Annotated in this window: 20 protein-coding genes; 8 read left to right on the plus strand and 12 right to left on the minus strand. The window is 71.7% G+C overall.

Annotated features, from left to right (window positions below; translation table 11 throughout):
• Positions 1-192: 192 nt before the first annotated feature.
• The 3 genes from ACFV20_RS15815 to ACFV20_RS15825 form a co-directional block, all read right to left on the minus strand.
• Entirely contained in the window at positions 193-1,638 is a 1,446-nt protein-coding gene (locus ACFV20_RS15815) for a DEAD/DEAH box helicase (RefSeq protein ID WP_385656664.1), read from the minus strand.
• 153 nt (positions 1,639-1,791) lie between these two features.
• Positions 1,792-1,995: a cold-shock protein gene (locus ACFV20_RS15820; protein WP_003991681.1), complete on the minus strand. Its 204-nt coding sequence runs from the start codon at positions 1,993-1,995 to the stop codon at positions 1,792-1,794.
• Between the two features lie 273 nt (positions 1,996-2,268).
• Complete coding sequence (locus ACFV20_RS15825) at positions 2,269-2,589, minus strand: GYD domain-containing protein (protein ID WP_385656667.1); 321 nt, start codon at positions 2,587-2,589, stop codon at positions 2,269-2,271.
• Positions 2,590-2,716: 127 nt separating this feature from the next.
• On the opposite strand from ACFV20_RS15825, the gene ACFV20_RS15830 reads away from it, so the two are divergent.
• The 6 genes from ACFV20_RS15830 to ACFV20_RS15855 all read left to right on the plus strand — a co-directional run bounded on the left by ACFV20_RS15830 (position 2,717) and on the right by ACFV20_RS15855 (position 8,656).
• A complete protein-coding gene (locus tag ACFV20_RS15830) occupies positions 2,717-3,628 on the plus strand; it encodes a LysR family transcriptional regulator (RefSeq protein ID WP_385656670.1) in 912 nt (303 codons plus the stop codon).
• 153 nt (positions 3,629-3,781) lie between these two features.
• Positions 3,782-4,951 (plus strand): CaiB/BaiF CoA transferase family protein, encoded by a 1,170-nt coding sequence (locus ACFV20_RS15835; protein WP_385656673.1) that lies wholly within the window; start codon positions 3,782-3,784, stop codon positions 4,949-4,951.
• Positions 4,952-4,974: 23 nt separating this feature from the next.
• Complete coding sequence (locus tag ACFV20_RS15840) at positions 4,975-5,751, plus strand: crotonase/enoyl-CoA hydratase family protein (protein ID WP_385656676.1); 777 nt, start codon at positions 4,975-4,977, stop codon at positions 5,749-5,751.
• Positions 5,752-5,758: 7 nt separating this feature from the next.
• Positions 5,759-6,505, plus strand: coding sequence for an acetoacetate decarboxylase (locus ACFV20_RS15845; protein ID WP_385656678.1), 747 nt, complete (start codon positions 5,759-5,761; stop codon positions 6,503-6,505).
• Entirely contained in the window at positions 6,502-7,452 is a 951-nt protein-coding gene (locus ACFV20_RS15850) for a 3-hydroxyacyl-CoA dehydrogenase NAD-binding domain-containing protein (RefSeq protein ID WP_385656681.1), read from the plus strand. Before ACFV20_RS15845 ends, ACFV20_RS15850 begins: the two co-directional genes overlap by 4 nt.
• 1 nt (position 7,453) lies before the next feature.
• Positions 7,454-8,656 (plus strand): acyl-CoA dehydrogenase family protein, encoded by a 1,203-nt coding sequence (locus ACFV20_RS15855; RefSeq protein ID WP_385656684.1) that lies wholly within the window; start codon positions 7,454-7,456, stop codon positions 8,654-8,656.
• Between the two features lie 295 nt (positions 8,657-8,951).
• On the opposite strand, the gene ACFV20_RS15860 is transcribed toward ACFV20_RS15855, so the two are convergent.
• Together ACFV20_RS15860 and ACFV20_RS15865 are read right to left on the minus strand one after the other, a co-directional pair.
• On the minus strand, positions 8,952-9,227 hold the full coding sequence (locus tag ACFV20_RS15860) for a hypothetical protein (RefSeq protein WP_385656687.1): 276 nt from the start codon (positions 9,225-9,227) through the stop codon (positions 8,952-8,954).
• On the minus strand, positions 9,224-10,066 hold the full coding sequence (locus ACFV20_RS15865; RefSeq protein ID WP_385656689.1) for a phytanoyl-CoA dioxygenase family protein: 843 nt from the start codon (positions 10,064-10,066) through the stop codon (positions 9,224-9,226). The genes ACFV20_RS15860 and ACFV20_RS15865 overlap by 4 nt, the downstream gene beginning before the upstream one ends.
• 70 nt (positions 10,067-10,136) lie before the next feature.
• Between ACFV20_RS15865 and ACFV20_RS15870 the strand changes: the two genes are divergently transcribed.
• Positions 10,137-10,922: a helix-turn-helix domain-containing protein gene (locus ACFV20_RS15870; protein ID WP_385656692.1), complete on the plus strand. Its 786-nt coding sequence runs from the start codon at positions 10,137-10,139 to the stop codon at positions 10,920-10,922.
• 197 nt (positions 10,923-11,119) lie between these two features.
• On the plus strand, positions 11,120-11,674 hold the full coding sequence (locus ACFV20_RS15875; RefSeq protein ID WP_385656695.1) for a CGNR zinc finger domain-containing protein: 555 nt from the start codon (positions 11,120-11,122) through the stop codon (positions 11,672-11,674).
• 63 nt (positions 11,675-11,737) lie between these two features.
• On the opposite strand, the gene ACFV20_RS15880 is transcribed toward ACFV20_RS15875, so the two are convergent.
• The 7 genes from ACFV20_RS15880 to ACFV20_RS15910 form a co-directional block, all read right to left on the minus strand.
• A complete protein-coding gene (locus ACFV20_RS15880; RefSeq protein ID WP_385656698.1) occupies positions 11,738-12,025 on the minus strand; it encodes a DUF4190 domain-containing protein in 288 nt (95 codons plus the stop codon).
• Between the two features lie 124 nt (positions 12,026-12,149).
• A complete protein-coding gene (locus tag ACFV20_RS15885) occupies positions 12,150-12,746 on the minus strand; it encodes a TetR/AcrR family transcriptional regulator (protein ID WP_385656701.1) in 597 nt (198 codons plus the stop codon).
• A gap of 19 nt (positions 12,747-12,765) precedes the next feature.
• On the minus strand, positions 12,766-14,829 hold the full coding sequence (locus ACFV20_RS15890) for a discoidin domain-containing protein (protein ID WP_385656704.1): 2,064 nt from the start codon (positions 14,827-14,829) through the stop codon (positions 12,766-12,768).
• Between the two features lie 267 nt (positions 14,830-15,096).
• The gene (locus ACFV20_RS15895) at positions 15,097-15,447 is read right to left on the minus strand and encodes a MerR family transcriptional regulator (protein WP_385656707.1); all 351 of its coding nucleotides are present in this window, start codon (positions 15,445-15,447) and stop codon (positions 15,097-15,099) included.
• Between the two features lie 534 nt (positions 15,448-15,981).
• Positions 15,982-16,215 (minus strand): CBS domain-containing protein, encoded by a 234-nt coding sequence (locus ACFV20_RS15900; protein ID WP_385656710.1) that lies wholly within the window; start codon positions 16,213-16,215, stop codon positions 15,982-15,984.
• Positions 16,216-16,257: 42 nt separating this feature from the next.
• Positions 16,258-17,742 (minus strand): DEAD/DEAH box helicase, encoded by a 1,485-nt coding sequence (locus ACFV20_RS15905; protein WP_385656713.1) that lies wholly within the window; start codon positions 17,740-17,742, stop codon positions 16,258-16,260.
• Between the two features lie 178 nt (positions 17,743-17,920).
• Positions 17,921-18,124, minus strand: a complete 204-nt coding sequence (locus ACFV20_RS15910) for a cold-shock protein (RefSeq protein WP_184848139.1) — start codon at positions 18,122-18,124, stop codon at positions 17,921-17,923.
• Between the last annotated feature and the right edge of the window lie 246 nt (positions 18,125-18,370).

Genomic DNA, 18,370 nt, shown 5'->3' on the forward strand with positions numbered 1-18,370 from the left:
CCTCCGTCCGCCGCGCAGGGCGGCGCGGCACGCCCCCCGCGAAGACGCCCCCGTTCGCCGACGCCTCCAGGCGACGGCCGACGGGGGCGTCGTGCCGTGTCACGGCGGAAGGGGAGGGCACAGCGGGGTGACGGGGACGTCGTGCCGCTCTTCCTTCCGCCCCACGCGCCCGCCCGTCCCGCCGCCCTCGGTTCAGCGGCGGCGGCCCCGGGACGGCCTGTTCCGGCGGCGGTTCGGGCCGGAGGCCGTGCGCGCGGGCGGCTTCTCGGCGGCCGGCGGGGCGAGGACGACCGGCACGCCCGTGGGCTCCTGGGCCCCGGTGATACGGCTCAGTTCCGACGCGTCCGGGCGAACCCGGGTGATCTGCGGGGTGATCCCGGCGTCGGCCATCAGCCGGGTCATCTCGCGCCGCTGGTGCGGCAGGACCAGCGTGACGACGGTGCCGGACTCGCCGGCCCGCGCGGTACGGCCGCCGCGGTGCAGGTAGTCCTTGTGGTCGCCCGGCGGGTCCACGTTGACCACGAGGTCGAGGTTGTCGACGTGGATGCCGCGGGCGGCGACGTTGGTCGCCACCAGGACCGAGACCTCGCCGTCCTTGAAGCGCGCCAGGGTCCTGGTCCGCTGGGACTGGGACTTCCCGCCGTGCAGGGCCATGGCGCGCACGCCGACGGCGAGCAGCTTCTTGGCCAGCCGGTCCGCGGCGTGCTTGGTGTCCAGGAACATGATCACGCGGCCGTCGCGGGCGGCGATCCTGGTCGTGGTGGCGTGCTTGTCGTCGTCGTCCACGTGCAGCAGGTGGTGCTCCATCGTGGTGACCGCGCCCGCGGAGGGGTCGACGGAGTGCACCACCGGGTCGTGCAGGTAGGTGCGCACCAGCCGGTCGACGTTGCGGTCCAGGGTGGCCGAGAACAGCATGCGCTGCCCGCCGGGGCGCACCTGGTCGAGCAGGGCGGTGACCTGCGGCATGAAGCCCATGTCGGTCATCTGGTCGGCCTCGTCGAGGACGGTGATGTCGACCTGGTCCAGGCGGCAGTCGCCACGGTCTATGAGGTCCTTGAGGCGTCCGGGCGTGGCGACGACGACCTCGGCGCCGGTGCGCAGCGCGTTCGCCTGCCGGCCGATCGCCAGGCCGCCGACCACCGTGGCGAGCCGCAGCCGCAGCGCCCGGGCGAAGGGGGTGAGGGCGTCGGTGACCTGCTGGGCCAGCTCCCGGGTGGGCACCAGGACGAGGGCGAGCGGCTGCCGGGCCTCGGCCCGCCGCCCGTCGACGCGGGCCAGCAGGGCGAGCCCGAAGGCGAGGGTCTTGCCGGAGCCGGTGCGGCCGCGTCCGAGGACGTCCCGGCCGGCCAGCGAGTTCGGCAGCGTCGCCGCCTGGATCGGGAACGGCGCGGTCAGCCCTTCGCCGCGCAGCGCGGCCCGCAGCCGCTCGGGCAGGTCGAGGTCGTCGAACGCCTCGACGGCCGGCAGCGCCGGGGTGAGCGTGGCGGGCGGTGCGAACTCCCCGCCGGCGGGGCGGCGCCCGCCGCGGCCGCCGCCCGTCGGGCGGGAGGCGCTGGTCGCGCCACCGGGCTTACGGGAGCGGGACCCGTTGCCTCGGGAATGGGGGGAGCCGTTGTTCCTGCGAGCCGTACGGTCCATGAGGGAACCTTCCTCGATGCGGCACGCGTCGAGGAATGCGCGGCGGCAGAGAAGTGCCGCTGGATTCGCAAGAGTTGAGCCGGAGACGAACAAAAACGAGCCGAGGCCCGCACCGCGAGGGTGCGGGCCCCGGTCAGGGCATGCGCGTACGCGTCAGGCGGGAACGATGTTCTCGGCCTGCGGGCCCTTCTGGCCCTGCGTGACGTCGAAGGTGACCTTCTGGCCTTCCTGGAGCTCACGGAAGCCGGAGGTGGCGATGTTCGAGTAGTGGGCGAAGACGTCCGGGCCGCCACCCTCCTGCTCGATGAAGCCGAAGCCCTTTTCCGAGTTGAACCACTTCACGGTGCCGGTAGCCATATGAATCTCCCTTGAGGGCAGTACTCAAGGCCCGCACCTTGCGGGCCCGTAGTCGCCGAAATGATCACCCTTAGGAGATCCGAGAATCCTCGGAAACAAAAAAGAGTGCTCGTCGACAAAAGGTCGATAGAGCACTCGAAGTCTCTGGGAACCAAAACTGCAACGCAAGCCAAGGTAGCACAGCCCGCCTCGGACGGCTCGGGATCGCCGCACCGGAGTGGTGTCCGCGACCCCGGGCGGCATCATCGGCGTGAGCCCTGAGGCGGGTGGGGCTCAGGCGCCCGGCGTGCGGAAGGAGACCTCCCGGCGGGCGGCCTCGTCGATCTCGTCGAGGGTGAGCAGCGGGGTGGCCCGGGTGTGGAGGGCGCCGCTGGCCTTGACGGTCAGGCTCGCGGCGGCCATGGAGACGCTGTCGGGAAGATCGACGATCATGACGAGATCGTCCGCCCCGAAGGCGAAGTACATGGCCTCGACCCGCCCGCCGAGCCCGCTGACGACCTGCTCCACGGCGGCCCGCCGGCCGCTCGCGCCCTCCCTGAGGAGTCCGCGGGTGCCGTCGGGTGTGTAGGAGGCCTGGATGAGGAACTTCGGCATGCGCCAGCCCTTCCCGCGGCGGGCGGCCCGGTCACGCCCGGACGGCCGCATTCACCCGGAGGCAGCCGCGGCCTCACGGCCCGGCCACCGCACCGTACGGAACCGGAGCTGCCCTAGGCTTGCTGCCGTGGAGCTCCTGCACCTGCGTTATTTCCTCGCCGTCGCCCAAGAACTCAACTTCTCCACCGCGGCCCGCAGACTGCACATGGCGGCCTCGCCGTTGAGCCGGCGGATCAAGGACCTCGAGAACGAGGTCGGTCACCGCCTGTTCGACCGGGACACCCACCACGTACGGCTCACCGCCGCCGGCAACGCGCTGCTGCCGATCGCGCGCGGGGTGCTGGAGCAGGTCGACTCCATCAAGTGGCGGCTGGACGAGACGGCCCGGCCGCGGCGCACCACCCTCCTGCTCGGCGTGCCCAGCGGAGTCCATCCCGACCTGCGGGAGCGGATGGACGCCCTCGCCGAGCGGGTCGGCGAACGGTTCGAGATCAAGCGCTGGCCCGGCGGCACCGACCGGCTCGTGGACGCGGTGTGCGACGGCAGGCTGGCGCTGACCCTGGCGCGCCTCCCGGCCGGTGGCGACCCGGCGCTGGAGCAGGTGCCGGTGATGTCGGAGCGGCTCGGCGCGGTGGTGCCCCGGGACCGGTTCGCGGGCCGCGAGTCCGTCGCCCTGGCGGAGCTGGCGGAACTCGCCTACGCGGGCTCCCCGACGGCGGTGACCAGCGCCTACTTCCGAGGCCTCGACCAGCAGCTCGCCGAACTCGGCATCAAGAAGCGCATCGAACTGGGCGGCGCCACCTTCGACGGGATCTCCGAAATAGTCTCCAGCGGCCTGGCGTTCTCCATTTCCATGCTGGACCCCAGGAGCCCTGTGCACCATTACCGTCTCGACGATGTCATCGTGCTCCCCTTCTCCGATTTCCATCCCCGTCTGGAGACCGGGCTGATCTGGCGCAAGGACCGGGCCAACGGCGGTGACCTGGAGGAAGTCGTGGCGGCGGCCCGCGAGGTGTTCGCCGACCCGCTCCACTCATAATCACCGGAAAACCTTCACAGAAAGCGGTATGACCACAGTGGTCATGCCGCTTTTCGTTATTCGGTCATTCCATTCGTTTCCGTTCGCCGAGATATTCGAGCTAATTTAGTTGTCGGATACACGTACATGGCGTAACGAGGAGTGAAGAAATCGATGACGGACACCACCGACACCGTCGCCGGCCCGCTGCAGGGCGTCCGCGTGATCGACCTCTCGACCGTGGTGATGGGCCCCTACGCCGCCCAGATCCTCGGCGACCTGGGCGCCGACGTGATCAAGATCGAGTCGCCGGCTGACACCGTCCGCGTGGGCCACTACAGGACCACCCCGGGCATGACCCCGCTGAACCTCAACGTCAACCGGAACAAGCGCAGCGTGTCCCTGAACCTCAAGGACGACACCGACCGCGAGCGCGCACTGCGGCTGATCGACACCGCGGACGTGCTGATCACCAACATGCGCCCCGGCGCCCTGCACCGCCTCGGCCTGTCCTACGCCGACGTCGCCGCCCGCAACCCCGGCCTCGTCTACGCGCACGCCCAGGGCTTCCGCAGCGACTCGGACCGGGCCGGGAACGCCGCCTACGACGAGACCGTGCAGGCCGCCTCCGGCCTCGTCGACATCGCCGACCGGGCCCTCGGTGAGCCCGTCTACCTGCCGACCATCCTCGGCGACAAGGTCTCCTCGCTGACCATCGCCTACAGCGTCCTGGCCGCCCTGCTGCACCGGAACGCCACCGGCCGGGGCCAGCTCGTCGAGGTCCCGATGACCGACACCCTGATCGCCTTCAACCTGGTCGAGCACCTCGCGGGCCACACCCACGTACCCGAGACCGGCCCCACCGGCTTCCCCCTGTCGATGCTGAAGGGCCACAAGGCGGTGCGCACCAAGGACGGTCTGGCCTGTGTCATGCCGTACAACCCGCACAACTACCGGGACTTCTTCACCGCCGCCGGGCGTCCGGACCTCGCCGAGGACCCGCGGGTGAACGGCGACGCCATCGACAGCGCCGACCACGAGGACCTGGCCGCGCTCCTGGAGACCTGCGCCCCGGCGCTGACCACCGAGGAGTGGGCGCAGGTGTGCGCCGAGCACAGCATCCCGATGGCGCCGGTGCTGGAGCTCGACCGCGCCCACGACGACCCCTACGTCCGTGACGGCCACCTGCTCGACACCGCCGAGCACCCGACCGAGGGCACGGTCCGCACCATCGGCATCCCGCTGCGCTTCTCCGCCACCCCCGGCTCGATCCGCCGTCTCGCACCGGTCGCGGGCCAGGACACCGAGGACGTCCTCGCCGAACTCGACGCCCTCACCCGCTGAACCACCACAGGAGGACGACCGTCATGAGCATCCCCGCACCCCCCGCCGTGCGCACCGAACGCATCGGCTCCACCCTGCTGATCACCCTGGACCGTCCCGAGGCCCGCAACGCCGTGGACGCGGCGACGGCCACCGCGCTGGCCGCCGCACTCGACGAGCTGGAGGCGGACCCCACCCTGCGGGCCGGCGTCCTGACCGGCGAGGGAGGCACCTTCAGCGCCGGCATGGACCTCAAGGCCGCCCTGCGCGGCGAGTCGCCCGAGGTCGAGGGCCGCGGCTTCGGCGGCCTGACCGAGGCCCGGCCGGACAAGCCCCTCATCGCCGCCGTGGAGGGCTTCGCGATGGGCGGCGGTTTCGAACTGGCGCTGGCCTGCGACCTGATCGTCGCGGCCGAGGACGCGCGGTTCGGCCTGCCCGAGGTCAAGCGCGGTCTGATCGCGGCAGGCGGCGGCGTCATCCGGCTGCCCCGGCGCGTCCCGCACCACCTCGCCATGGAACTGCTGCTGACCGGCGAGCCCGTGGACGGCCGCCGGGCCGGTGAACTGGGCCTGGCCAACCGGGTCACCGCGAAGGGACAGGCCGTCGCCGAGGCGCTCCGGCTGGCCGAGCGGGTCGCGGAGAACGCCCCGCTCGCCCTCGCCGCCGTCAAGCGCGTCGTGCGCGCCGCCGACGGGGCGCCCGACGAGGAGGCCTTCGCCTTCCAGCGCGGCGAGATGACGTCCCTGATGGCCTCGGACGACGTCCGCGAGGGCATGACGGCCTTCGCCGAGCGCCGTCCCGCGCGGTGGAACGGGCGGTGAGCCGGACATGAAGGCCACGGACGTGCGCCGGCACGTCACCACCCCGCTCACCGGCCCCGCGTACCCGCCGATGGTCCCGCGCTTCACCGACCGCGAGTACCTCAACGTCGTCTACCGCACCGACCCGGACGCCCTGCGGGCCGTCGTCCCCGAACCGTTGCGGATCGACGAACCGCTGGTCCGGTTCGAGGTCATGAGGATGGGCGACGTCAGCGGCTACGGCCCCTACACGGAGGCCGGCCAGGCGATCCCCGTCGCCTTCGAGGGGGAGCGGGGCGAGTACCTGCACGCCATGTACCTCGACAACTTCCCGGCGACCGCCTCCGGCCGCGAGGTCTCCGCCTACCCGAAGGTCATCGGCTCCCCCTCGCTGTACGTCGACTCCGGCGCGCTCGTCGGCACCCTCGACCACGGCGGTCTGCGGGTCGCCACCGCGACCATGGGCTACAAGCACCACGAGCTGGACCGGGCCGAGGCCGAGGCACAGATCACCGTGCCGGCCTTCATGCTCAAGACGATCCCCGGCTACGACGGTCCGCCGCGCGTGCAGGAACTGGTCCGCACCCGCATCACCGACGTCACCGTCAAGGGCGCCTGGACCGGCCCCGCCCGGCTCCAGCTGTTCCAGCACGTGCTCGCCCCGCTGGCCGACCTGCCGGTCCTGGAGGTCGTCTCCGCGAGCCACATCCTCACCGACCTGACGCTGGCGGGCGTCGAGCCGGTCCACGACTACCTGAAGGGAGCCGCGTCATGACCCGCACCTTCCGCACGGCCGCCGTGATCGGCGCCGGGACCATCGGACTGTCCTGGACGGCCCTTTTCGCCGCGCACGGCCTGACCGTCCGGGTGAGCGACCCGCGTCCCGACCTCGCCGGGGCGGTGGACGAGGCCCTGGCCACGTACGCCCCGCACCTGGCCGCCCGCGGCCTGGACGTGACCGGCATCGCCGGCCGTGTGCACGTGGCCGCTTCCGTCACCGAGGCCGTCCGGGACGCGGACGTGGTCCAGGAGAACGGCCCCGAGCGGACGGACTTCAAGCAGGACCTGTTCGCCACGCTCGCCCGTGCGGCCCCCGGCCACGCGCTGCTGCTCAGCTCCTCGTCGGCGATCCCGTCCAGCGCGTTCACGGCCGGACTGCCGGACGGGGCCGCCGCCCGGGTCCTGATCGGCCACCCCTTCAACCCGCCGCACCTGGTCCCGCTGGTCGAGGTCGTGCCCGGCGAACGCACCGGCGAGGACGCCGTGCGGGCCGCGGTGGACTTCTACGCCTCGGTCGGCCGCACCCCGGTCGTCGAGCGCAAGGAGATCCCCGGCTTCGTCGGCAACCGCCTGCAGAACGCGCTCAGCCGCGAGGCCGTGTACCTCGTCCAGGAGGGTGTCGTGACCCCCGAGGACCTCGACAAGGTCGTGATCAACTCGCTGGGCCTGCGCTGGGCCACGGTCGGGCCGTTCCTCGGCGCGCACCTGGGCGGCGGACCCGGCGGCTACCGGCACCTGGTCGAGCACATCGGCAGGTCGATGCAGCGGACCGGCGCGGGACACGGCACCCCGCCGCAGGACGAGGACCGGCAGGAACGGCTCATCCAAGCCGTGGAAAAGGCCTACGGCTCCTCCACGTACCCGGAACTCACCGGGGCGCGCGACCGCAGGCAACTCGCTGTCCTGGCAGCCCTGGACAGCGCGGACAAGGAGGAGAACTGAGATGACCACCACCACGGAACCGCTCGAGGACCGGCTGACCGGCGACTTCTACGGCTACGAGGCCCTGCTGCCCGACGACGAGCGGGGGCTCCTCCTCAAGGCCCGCGCCCTGATGCGCGACGAGGTCGGGCCGCTGGTGAACGAGAACTGGGCCAAGGGCACGTTCCCGACGGAGCTCATCGCCCTGTTCCGCGACAGCGGCCTCGCCGGCCTGCCCTACGAGGGCTACGGCGAGCACCGCCCCGCCGTCAGCAACCTGCTCAGCGGCACGCTGGCCATGGAGATGGCCCGCACCGACGCCTCGGTGTCCACCTTCTTCGGCGTCCACAACGGCCTGGCGATGTACTCCGTCGCCTCCGGCGGCGACCAGGAGCAGCGCGACCGCTGGCTGCCGGAGATGGCCGCCATGGACAAGATCGGCGCGTTCGCGATGACCGAGCCGCTCGGCGGGTCCGACGTCGCGGGCGGCATGCGCACCACGGCCCGGCGCGAGGGCGACACCTGGGTGCTGAACGGCGCCAAGAAGTGGATCGGCAACGCCACCTTCGCCGACTACGTCGTGGTGTGGGCCCGGGACGAGGAGGACGACCACGTCAAGGGCTTCGTCGTGGAGAAGGGCACGCCCGGCTTCAGCCCGGTGAGGATCGAGGGCAAGATCGCCTTCCGGATCGTGGAGAACGCCGAGATCACCCTGAGCGGCGTCCGGGTGCCGGAGGCGAACCGCCTGCAGCGCATCGACTCCTTCCGGGACGTCGCCGAGATCCTGCGCGCGACCCGCGCGGGAGTGGCCTGGCAGGCGCTCGGCGTCATGGTCGGCGCCTACGAACTGGCCCTCGGCTACGCCCGGGAGCGCCGCCAGTTCGGCCGTCCGATCGGCGGTTTCCAGCTGGTGCAGGACCTGCTGGTCAAGAGCCTCGGCAACATCACCGCGTCCTGGGGGATGCTGGTGCAGCTGGCCCGGCTGCAGGACGCCGGGATCTTCCGTGACGAACAGTCGTCCCTGGCCAAGGCGTTCGTCACCGCCCGGATGCGGGAGGTCGTGGCCTGGAGCCGGGAGATCTTCGGCGGCAACGGCATCCTGCTGGACCACGACATCGCCCGCTTCTTCGCCGACGCCGAGGCGATCTACTCCTTCGAGGGCACCCGCGAGATGAACACCCTGATCGTCGGCAAGTCGATCACCGGCCAGAGCGCCTTCGTCTGACCCCCGCACCCCCACGACGACTCGACCCCGGGCCTCGGCCCGGGGTTTCGCCGAACCGGGGCCCGGAACATCGCCTGGCTCCCGTGCCCCGGGGTGCGTACGGTCGGCGCGATGAGCGGGCCCGGAAGCGGTAGGAGGCCTCCGAGGGGTCCGCGGGCCGTCCAGGTCGTCGGCTTCGGCGGTGAGGAGCGGGGACGGGGCGAAGCGCGTCCCCGTGATGCGGCCCGGCAGCGGCCGCCGGCCACTTGGCTGCGCGGCCTGAAGGCCACCGCCGGGGGCGGTCCGGTGGTCGTTCTCAGTGGTGCACCAGCTTCTCGAAGAAGAACTCGTGCTTGAGGAACGACGTCGTGTGCTCCGCCCCCGGATAGGGCGGCACGAGCGGGGCGGCCTGGAACAGCCGCCAGCCGTCCTCCAGGGCGCCGACTCCCGTCTCGTACGGGGGTTCGTCGCTGTCGCCGGTCGTCGGACGGGTCGCGCCGGTGCCGTCGTAACGGGCCCAGCCGACGACCCGGGAGTCCAGGGCGGAGGTGTCCAGGTAGAGGACGAGGACCTGCTGCCGGGTGGTGGTCATGCGGTGCTCCTCAGGGTGGCGTGGGCGGCGGAAACCGCGGGCCGGTTGGCGATGCGGGTGGCCCAGTGCTCGATGTCGAAGCCGGGGTCGGCGGACAGGGAGCGCCACAGCAGGACCCGGTTGTGGATCTCCAGCCGGCCCGTGGCCTGCTCGTACCAGGGGAAGGAGCGCCCCAGCTCCTCGCGGACGGCGGCGGAGTCCAGGTCCCGCGTGTCCCACAGCCGCACCTGCGGCACGGTCGGGTTGAAGCGGATCTTGTACATGTGGCGGACGGTGCCGCTGTCGTTGCGCCGCCCCCCGTGCCAGATGCCGTGGTGCAGCAGGAGCACGGTCCCGGCCGGGCAGGTCAGCCGGGTCTGGCCGCGCAGGTTCTGGTAGCGGCCGGTGTCGGACTCGTTGATGCGGCGCAGGTGGCTGCCCGGGACGACGAGCGTGCCGCCCATGTCGGCGGTCACCTCCTGCGGGTAGTACATGAGCTGCACGTCGAACGCGTCGGGCCGCACGTCGATGAGGGCGTCGGCGTGCAACGGCTGGGCGCTGCCCTCATGGGGCATGCGGGTGTGCAGGAAGTGGTGGTCGACGTCCGGATCCGGGCCCACCAGGCTCTCCAGGGCGCCCGCGACGACGGGCAGTTCGAGGAGCCGGCGGGTGAAGGAACCCTCGGGGAAGGCCGCCGGTACGGGAGTGCCGTACGGGACGGCGGGCATCTCCCCGGCGGCGAAGACCGTGAGCGCCTCCTCGTTCATCTCCTGGGGCACGACGCCGTCCAGGCGCAGGAAACCGTGGGCCGTGAACCGCGCCACCTCGGCCGAGCTCAGCAACTGTTTCGTGGTTGACATGCCGCAACCGTAGAAGCGGGGAGACGCGCTGTCGTGGGTCGTAATCGGCATCCACTGGTAATTTTCCACCATGCCGAACTTGGTGGAGCTGACCCTCGACAGGCCGCCGGACCTGGTGCACGCGGGAGTGGGCGTGCACGGCTCGGCCGGCCCGCACGAGGTCTTCCGCCTCCCGCACCTGTGGCAGCTGCACCTCTACGGCTACTCCGGCACCCTGGAGTTCGACGGTGCCCGGCACCCGATCCGCCCCGGGCACCTCAGCCTCGTACCGCCCGGCACGGAGGTGCACTTCCACTACGGCGCCACGCGCTGCGAGCACCTGTACGCCCACTTCCGGCTGCCGGGCGACGGGGAGCGGCGGCGGGTTCCGGCGATGCAGGACGCCGGGGCGGACACGGCGGTGCTGAGCGCGCTGCTGCGCCAGACCATCGCGGCCTGCGCGCAGTCCCCGGCCCGGGCCTCCGCGGAACTGTGGACGGTGCTGTGGCGCACGACCGGTCTGACCGAGGCCTCCGCGCCGCCCCCGGGGACCCGGCACCCGGCGCTGCGCGCCGCCGTCGCCCACATCGAGGAGCACCTGGCCGATCCGCTGAGCGTTCCCGGCATCGCCCGGGTCGCCGGGGTGTCGCACACCCACCTGACCCGGCTGTTCCGCGAGGACACCGGGCACACGGTCGTCGGCTACGTCCGGCGCCGCCGCATGGAGCGCGCCCGTCACCTGCTCGTCGCCTCGACCCTGGCGATCCCGGCCGTCGCGGCAACGGTCGGCATCCCCGACCTCCAGGCCTTCAACAAGGCCTGCCACAAGGAGCTCGGCGCGTCCCCCCGCGCCGTACGGCAGGCCGCGGGGGCGTGAGGGGCACGGCGCTCCCGCCCTCGTCGGCACCGGCCTGGCCCTGTCCGGTCTCCTGTGCGTCACCTGCTCGACTGGTAATGACTCGCGCGGGGCTGACCGTACGCCGCCGCTGACCGCGCGGACGTCGGCGTTCAACTCCGCGGTCGGCGGCTGTTCCGAGTCTTGCCGTGGAAAAGGTCACCGGCCAGAATGGTGACGTGAACCTCGATCACGTCTTCGTCTGCGGGAACCCGGCCCTGGACTTCGCCGCCACGCTCCGGGCACGCCGTTCGGCGCGCCGCGAGACGCTGGTGACGCCGGACCGGCTGGACGCCTGGTACGTGGAGTCCGGGCTGGTCGACGCGGTCTCCCCCGGCCGGGAGGCGGACGTCGAGCGGGCGAGGGCCGTGCGGGAGGCGATCCACCGCCTGGTCACCGCCCGCCTGCTCGGGGAGGAGTACGACAAGGCGGCGCTGACCGTCCTGAACAACGCGGCACGCACCCCGCCCGCCGTGCCCCAGCTCACCCCGTCGGGGCGCTGGACGCAGGCGACGCCGGACGAGGCCCTCTCGCTGGTGGCGCGGCACGCCGTCGAGCTCCTGAGCGGCCCGGACGTGCCCCTGCTGAAGGAGTGCGGGAACCCGGAGTGCACGCGGACCTACATCGACCGCTCGCGGGGCATGCGGCGGCAGTGGTGCGGGATGGACTCCTGCGGCAACAGGATCAAGGCGGCCGCGTACCGGGCCCGCAAGAAGACCGCGGCGGCCCGCTGAATCAGCGAGCCGCCGTCGCTCCACCCGCACACCCCGCCCCGGCCGTGGACCGTGGGGCGGCCGTCAGCCGCCGACGTACCAGCTGAAGCCGCCGTTGCTGCTGGCCACGGCCAGCAGGACCAGCCACAGGACGATGTCGACGATGCCCAGGATGATGCCGGCCTTCGCCATTCCGGCACCGTTCTTGACCGACGCCTGGCGCTGGGCGACGGCACCGAAGACGATGGCCAGCGGGCCGAGGATGATGTTCAGGAAGAACAGGCCGATGATGCCGCAGCACAGGCTCGCGATCGCCAGGCCGTTGGTACGCGAACCGGAGGACGCGGCAGAGGAACCGCCGTAACTCGCCATGGAAAACTCCCAGTTGTCGATGGCGCGGACCCAACGGGCCGCACTCTCCTCACTGTTTCGTCTTGTTGTGTTCGAATGCCCCTCTGAGGCGTTCCCATGACAGCCAATTCGGCGGAGACCGCCGTCAGTCCTCCCGCACCAGCCCGGCGACGTGTGCGGTGACCGTGTCGAGGATGCCCGTCCAGGCCGAATCGTCGCCCAGGACGAGGTAGTTGAGCGTCAGGCCGTCGGTCATGGCGGCCAGGTAGCGGGCCAGGACCGGCACGGGCACGCGCAGCCGCAGCCCCATGGCCTGCCGCAGCTGGTCGATGAGCTCGGTGTACGTCTCGGCGTACAGCTCGTACTGACGGCGCGCCAGATGTTCGAAACCGGGCTGGCGCAGGGCGTACTGCGTGAGTTCGTAGGTGAGCATGTGCTCGTCGGGGTGGGCCCGGACGTGGTCCCAGTACGCCTGGAAACCCGCCCGGACGGTCTCCTCCAGGGTGGCTCTGGGGCGCAGGGCCTCCTTCACCACCGTCACGTAGTGCCCGGTGATGGTGGTGATGACGGACTCGATCAGCTGCTGCTTGGAGTCGAAGCAGTAGTGGAAGACGCTCAGCGAGACGCCCGCCTCGGCGGCGATGGACCGGGTCGTCGTCCGGGGGACGCCGTCCCGGGCCATCGCCCTGATCGCCGCTTCGGTGAGCTGTCGCCGCCGCTCGGCGGACGGCAACCGTGCCATGGAGCCCCTCTCGTGCCCGTCAGCCGCTGTGGACGCCGACCTCGTACAGGGAGTAGCCCCAGCCGGTGCCGCGCTCCAGGCCGTGGACGCGGACGTAGCGGGCGGGCGTGGCGGCGAAGCGCGCGGTGTCCAGACCGCCGTCACCCGCGGTCGTGGACCAGGCGGTCCGCCAGGTCGTGCCGTCGGCCGACAGCTCGATCCGGTACGACTTCGCGTACGCCCGCTCCCAGTCCAGGGTGACCCGCCCGACCGTCCGCGCCGAGCCGAGGTCGACCTGGTACCACTGGTCGTCGCTCCAGTCGCTGGCCCAGCGGGTGCCCCGGTCGCCGTCGACGGCCCGGTGCGGCTTGTAGCTCGTGAACAGGCTCCACTCCGAGGAACTGGCCGACGCGGCGGCACCCGCCGCGAGGTTGGCCCCGGCCTCGTGCCGCTCGGAGGCCGCCCAGGTGCCGAGGTAGGACTCGGCGCCCCGGAACAGGTCGTCGACCGTGTCCTGGCCGCCGACCCGGCGGATGTCCTCGATCCAGTCCGGGACGAGGCCGTAGTGGGCGGCGCCGTCGGTGTTCAGGTCCCAGGTGCGCTCGCCGGTGGTCTGCCGGTCGATGACGGAGCCGCCGTCGACGCTCTTGAACGGGTAGGTGACCTTGTTCGGCGCGTCCGCCCCGCGCGGCCCGGGCCAGCCGCCGACGCCGTTCATGTCGGTGCCGTAGCCGTAGCCGACGCCGTACTTGTCGCGCAGGGCCTCCGTGCGCTTCGCCTCCGCGACGAAACCCTCGGAGCCGTGCATGTACTGGGCGATGAAGCCGCCGAGGCCGTAGACCCGCTCGGTCCAGTCCATGTCCATCCAGCTGTGCGAGGACAGCACGCCCGGGTAGGACTCGGACTCGAAGATGTCGAGCGCCCGGCCGGCGGCCTTGACGCTCATGTGGTCGATCTCCAGCATCATGCCGCGCTTCATCATGCCGCGCACCGCGTACTCGCCGAGCTCGGTGAGCCCCCGCACGTTGCACTGCGCGTCGGCGCTGTACGAGGGGACCTCCTCGCCCGCCGGGAGCTTCTTCTCGGCCGCGGGCGCCGCCGCGTTGCCGATGGGGTTGTCGTGCTGCGGGCCGGTGCACTTCTCCGTCTTCCAGTACGTGCCCGTCGACAGGAACTGCCCGACGTTGATGGCCGTCCCGAGCGCGCCCGAGTCGAACCGCACGCCGCACAGGGCGTTGTCGAACTTGTGGCACAGGAACATGCTGCGCACGCCCAGCGCGTGCAGTTCGTCCAGGCCCTTGTCGATGTCCGCCCTGCCGCACTGCGCGATGTCCAGGACCTGCTTGCAGCCGAACGGCTCGGAGGTCTCGACGCCCATGACGACGGCCAGCTTGCCCTGCTCGATGACCTTGCGGGCCTGCGCGCTGTCGGTGACGACCCGGAACCAGCCCTTGCCGGGCCCGCCGTACATCCTGTCGACGTAGGCCTGCATGTCGTACGTCAGCTTGGCCTGCAGCCGGATGGACGTCATCTCGTCGCAGGAGCGGTCCTTGAAGAAGTACACCGAGCAGATCACGCCGTTGGTGACGAGGTCGTTGACCAGCACCCGCTGCCCGCCGCGCCAGGCCCGCTCGATCCAGGCGTAGTAGTTCTGCTGGTGGGTCAGCGAGTCGTGCCGCGGCCAGTCCTTGAAGGTGGGCCAGCCGTTCGGGTCGTGCTTGCCGTCGCCGCCGTTGGTGATGAAGTCGAAGATCGCGAGCGACCCGTCGGGGTAGTGCTCGGGGCAGTCCTTGAGCGCGTCCGCGACGCCCTGCTCGGAGAAGGCCTTGCCGCAGATCAGCCGGCCGCCGAAGGCCTCGTTGGAGAAGATGTGGTCGTGCGCGTCGACGAACCCGCGCACCTCGCCCTGGGCGTTCGTGCCGGTGAAGGGCTCGCCCGTGACGCCGATCTGTGAGTCCGGGGCGGGCCGGGCGGTCGGCTCCCACCAGTCGTTCCCGGCCGCCGCACTCGGGGTGGGGCCGAGCGCGATCGACAGCACGAGCAGGAGGAGCGACACCACGGTGACGTTCTTGCGGCGGCGGTACGGGCGTCCGGAACCGGTCACAGCCCACGTCCCTCGGTCGGCGGATCAGCGAGACCGTCTTGTCATGACCTCGCAAAGTGTGCGACGAGAATCGCCACTTCCGCTCGACGAGTCAAGAGTCCGGGACGGGTGACCTGATGCGGTGACCTGATGGCCGGGGTACCGGTCCACTCCGGGGGCCGGCCCCGGCACCGGCCGGGGGCACAGCAAACCCCAGGCCGCCGGCCTGGGGGGACGAGGAGTGGAGGTGAGCCCCGCTCGACTGCGGGCGGCGATGCCCGCGGGCGGTCAGCTGGGACCGGCTTCGGGACCGCCGGACCCTTCGCGTGCCGCACGGCGGTACTCGGCGTTGATGCGCTGGGCTTCCTCGAGCTGGTCCTCGAGGATGACGATGCGGCAGGCGGCCTCGATCGGGGTCCCCCGGTCGACGAGCTCGCGGGCGCGGGCGGCGATCCGCAGCTGGTAACGGGAGTACCGGCGGTGCCCGCCCTCCGAGCGCAGCGGCGTGATCAGACGCGCCTCACCGATGGCGCGCAGGAAGCCGGGGGTGGTACCGAGCATCTCGGCGGCCCGGCCCATGGTGTAGGCCGGGTAGTCGTCGTCGTCCAGACGATCGCTGAGCGGGGTATCAGCTGGCATGTCACCTCGTAGTGCAACGCGTCGAGGGGCCCTGGTGCCGTACGGCACCAGGGCCCCGAAGGAAATTCAACACCATCTGTCGGCCCTTATGCGGTGCCGACCTTCTGTTTCCGCTACCGGTCCCGACTGCGGGAGGGGTGCGGGGATCGCGGCTGCGTGACCGGGGACCACCATCCAATCCGGGGTCTTGCGGTACCCGGACCCGAATGTCCCGGGCCGGGCGATCCTGATGGCGTCTGCTCCTCCGTCCTTGCTCGGTTCTCCTCTGACCATGTCTACGGGAAGAAGATTAACCAGAGGAAGGGGCAATGTCTACCCTGACAAAGACAGATTTTGGGATCCGGCCGGTACAGGCATCCTCTGCCGCCCATCGCCCCGCCCATCGCCCACCGCCCATGGCCCATCGCCCATCGGCTCGCCGCCCGTGGCCCATCGGCTCGCCGGCCGTGGCCACGCGACATGCCGATGAGGGCCCTGCCGACGCGCGTCGGCAGGGCCCTCACGGGTTCCGGTGGGCGGTGATCCGCCGGTGTCTCACTCCTCCGGGACGTCCCGCAGGCGCACCCGGTCGGTGTAGGCCGGGTTGTTCCGCAGAGCGGTGAGCCGGGCCAGGGTGACCAGGCCCGTGCTCTGGTCGTCCCCGTCGCAGAGGACGAGGTGGTCGACCTGCGCGCCGGCCATGAGGGACAGCGCCACCTCGACCGTCATGTCGTCACGGATCAGAGGGGCGTGGGCGGTGGCGGGGTGCTGCGTCCGGACCGGCGTCATGGCGTCTCCTGCGGATCGGGGATGTTCTGGCGGCCTGGGGTCCTACGCGGCCGAGCCGGAGCCGGTGCGGCGCTGTGCCCCGGACCGCGCCGCCTCGCCGGACGGGCGGCCCTGGCCGGCGGGGCGGCGCCCGCGGCGGCCGCGGGACGGGGCGGACGAGCCGCGCGGGCGTTCCGCGCGCGGCGCGGGGATGACGACCGGGACGCCCGACGGGGCCTGTGCGCCCGTGATGCGGCCCAGCTCCGCCTCGCCGGAACGCACCTGGGTGATCCGGGGGGTGATGCCGGCCGACGACATCAGCCGGCTCATCCCGCGCCGCTGGCCCGGGGTCACCAGGGTGACCACGCTGCCGGACTCGCCGGCCCGGGCCGTACGGCCGCCGCGGTGCAGGTAGTCCTTGTGGTCGCCGGGCGGGTCCACGTTGACGACGAGGTCGAGGTTGTCGACGTGGATGCCGCGCGCCGCGACGTTCGTCGCCACCAGGACGGTCACGTCCCCCTGCTTGAACTGGGTGAGGGTCCGCGTCCGCTGGGGCTGGGACTTGCCGCCGTGCAGGGCCGCCGCACGGACGCCGCTGCTCAGCAGGTGCTGGGTCAGCCGGTCCACCGCGTGCTTGGTGTCCAGGAACATGATCACGCGGCCGTCGCGGGCCGCGATCTCGGTGGTGGTGCGGTGCTTGTCGGCGTCGTGCACATGGAGGACGTGGTGCTCCATCGTGGTGACCGCGCCCGCGGAGGGATCGACGGAGTGCACCACCGGGTCGTGCAGGTAGGTGCGCACCAGCCGGTCGACGTTGCGGTCGAGAGTGGCCGAGAACAGCATCCGCTGCCCGCCGGGGCGCACCTGGTCGAGCAGGGCGGTGACCTGCGGCATGAAGCCCATGTCGGCCATCTGGTCGGCCTCGTCGAGGACGGTGATGTCGACGTCGTCCAGGCGGCAGTCGCCGCGGAGGATGAGGTCCTTGAGCCGTCCGGGTGTGCCGACGACGACCTCGGCGCCGGTGCGCAGCGCCCTCGTCTGGCGGCCGATCGGCATGCCGCCGACCACCGTGGCGAGCCGCAGGCTCACGGAGCGGGCGTACGGGGTGAGCGCGTCGGTGACCTGCTGGGCGAGCTCCCGGGTGGGCACGAGGACCAGGGCGAGCGGCTGCCGGGGCTCCGCGCGCCGCCCGGCCGTCCGGGCCAGTACGGCGAGGCCGAAGGCGAGGGTCTTGCCGGAGCCGGTGCGGCCACGTCCGAGGACGTCCCGGCCGGCCAGCGAGTTCGGCAGCGTCGCCGCCTGGATCGGGAACGGCGCGGTCACGCCCTCGCGGGCGAGGGTGGCGGACAGCGGCGCCGGCAGGCCGAGGCCGGCGAACGAGTCGACGGCGGGCAGCGGGGGCGTGATCGTCTCCGGCGGGGCGAACTCACCCTGCGGAGCCCGGCGGGTCGCGGCGCTCCGGGGGCGGCGCGGGCCGCCGGAGCGGCGGTCGGGGCCGTCGTTCCTCGGGAAACGGTCACGAGTACGGGAGGTGTGGGCGCGCTTCATGCGGGACCTTCCTTGACGGGCGCGTAGCAAGGAAATCCGCAGCAGAGGAGCGGCGCAGAGAATCTCGAGACGAGCCGAAGTCGATACGGCCGGGTGGGGCCGTCGGGAAAAAAGCGAGCCGGGGCCCGCACCCCTTCAGGTGCGGGCCCCGGCTGCGGAATATGCGCGAGCGCCGAGGTCAGGCGGGCACGATGTTCTCGGCCGTCGGGCCCTTCTGGCCCTGCGCGATGTCGAACGACACCTTCTGGCCTTCGAGCAGCTCGCGGAAGCCCTGGGTGGCGATGTTCGAGTAGTGGGCGAAGACGTCGGCGCCGCCGCCGTCCTGCTCGATGAAGCCGAAGCCCTTTTCAGAGTTGAACCACTTCACGGTACCGGTAGCCATTTTGTTCTCCTTCGGAGGCGGTTTCGGGAATCCACTCTCTGTGAATTCCGTGTCGCCGTGATGATTACCCCGTAGGAAATGAACCTTCTGGCAACCACACCTGCAACTGAGATCGACAGTAGCACGGGGGGTTCGGCCGGGTGTCGTCAGGAAATTCCGGGCCGGTGGGTGATCGAGGAATATTCCGCGGGCCCCGCGCCTATTTCTCATTTTGCGGGCACAGATATTGCCCCGCACGGGCGCGGA

The sequence above is a fragment of the Streptomyces sp. NPDC059696 genome (assembly GCF_042733745.1).
Classification (GTDB): domain Bacteria; phylum Actinomycetota; class Actinomycetes; order Streptomycetales; family Streptomycetaceae; genus Streptomyces.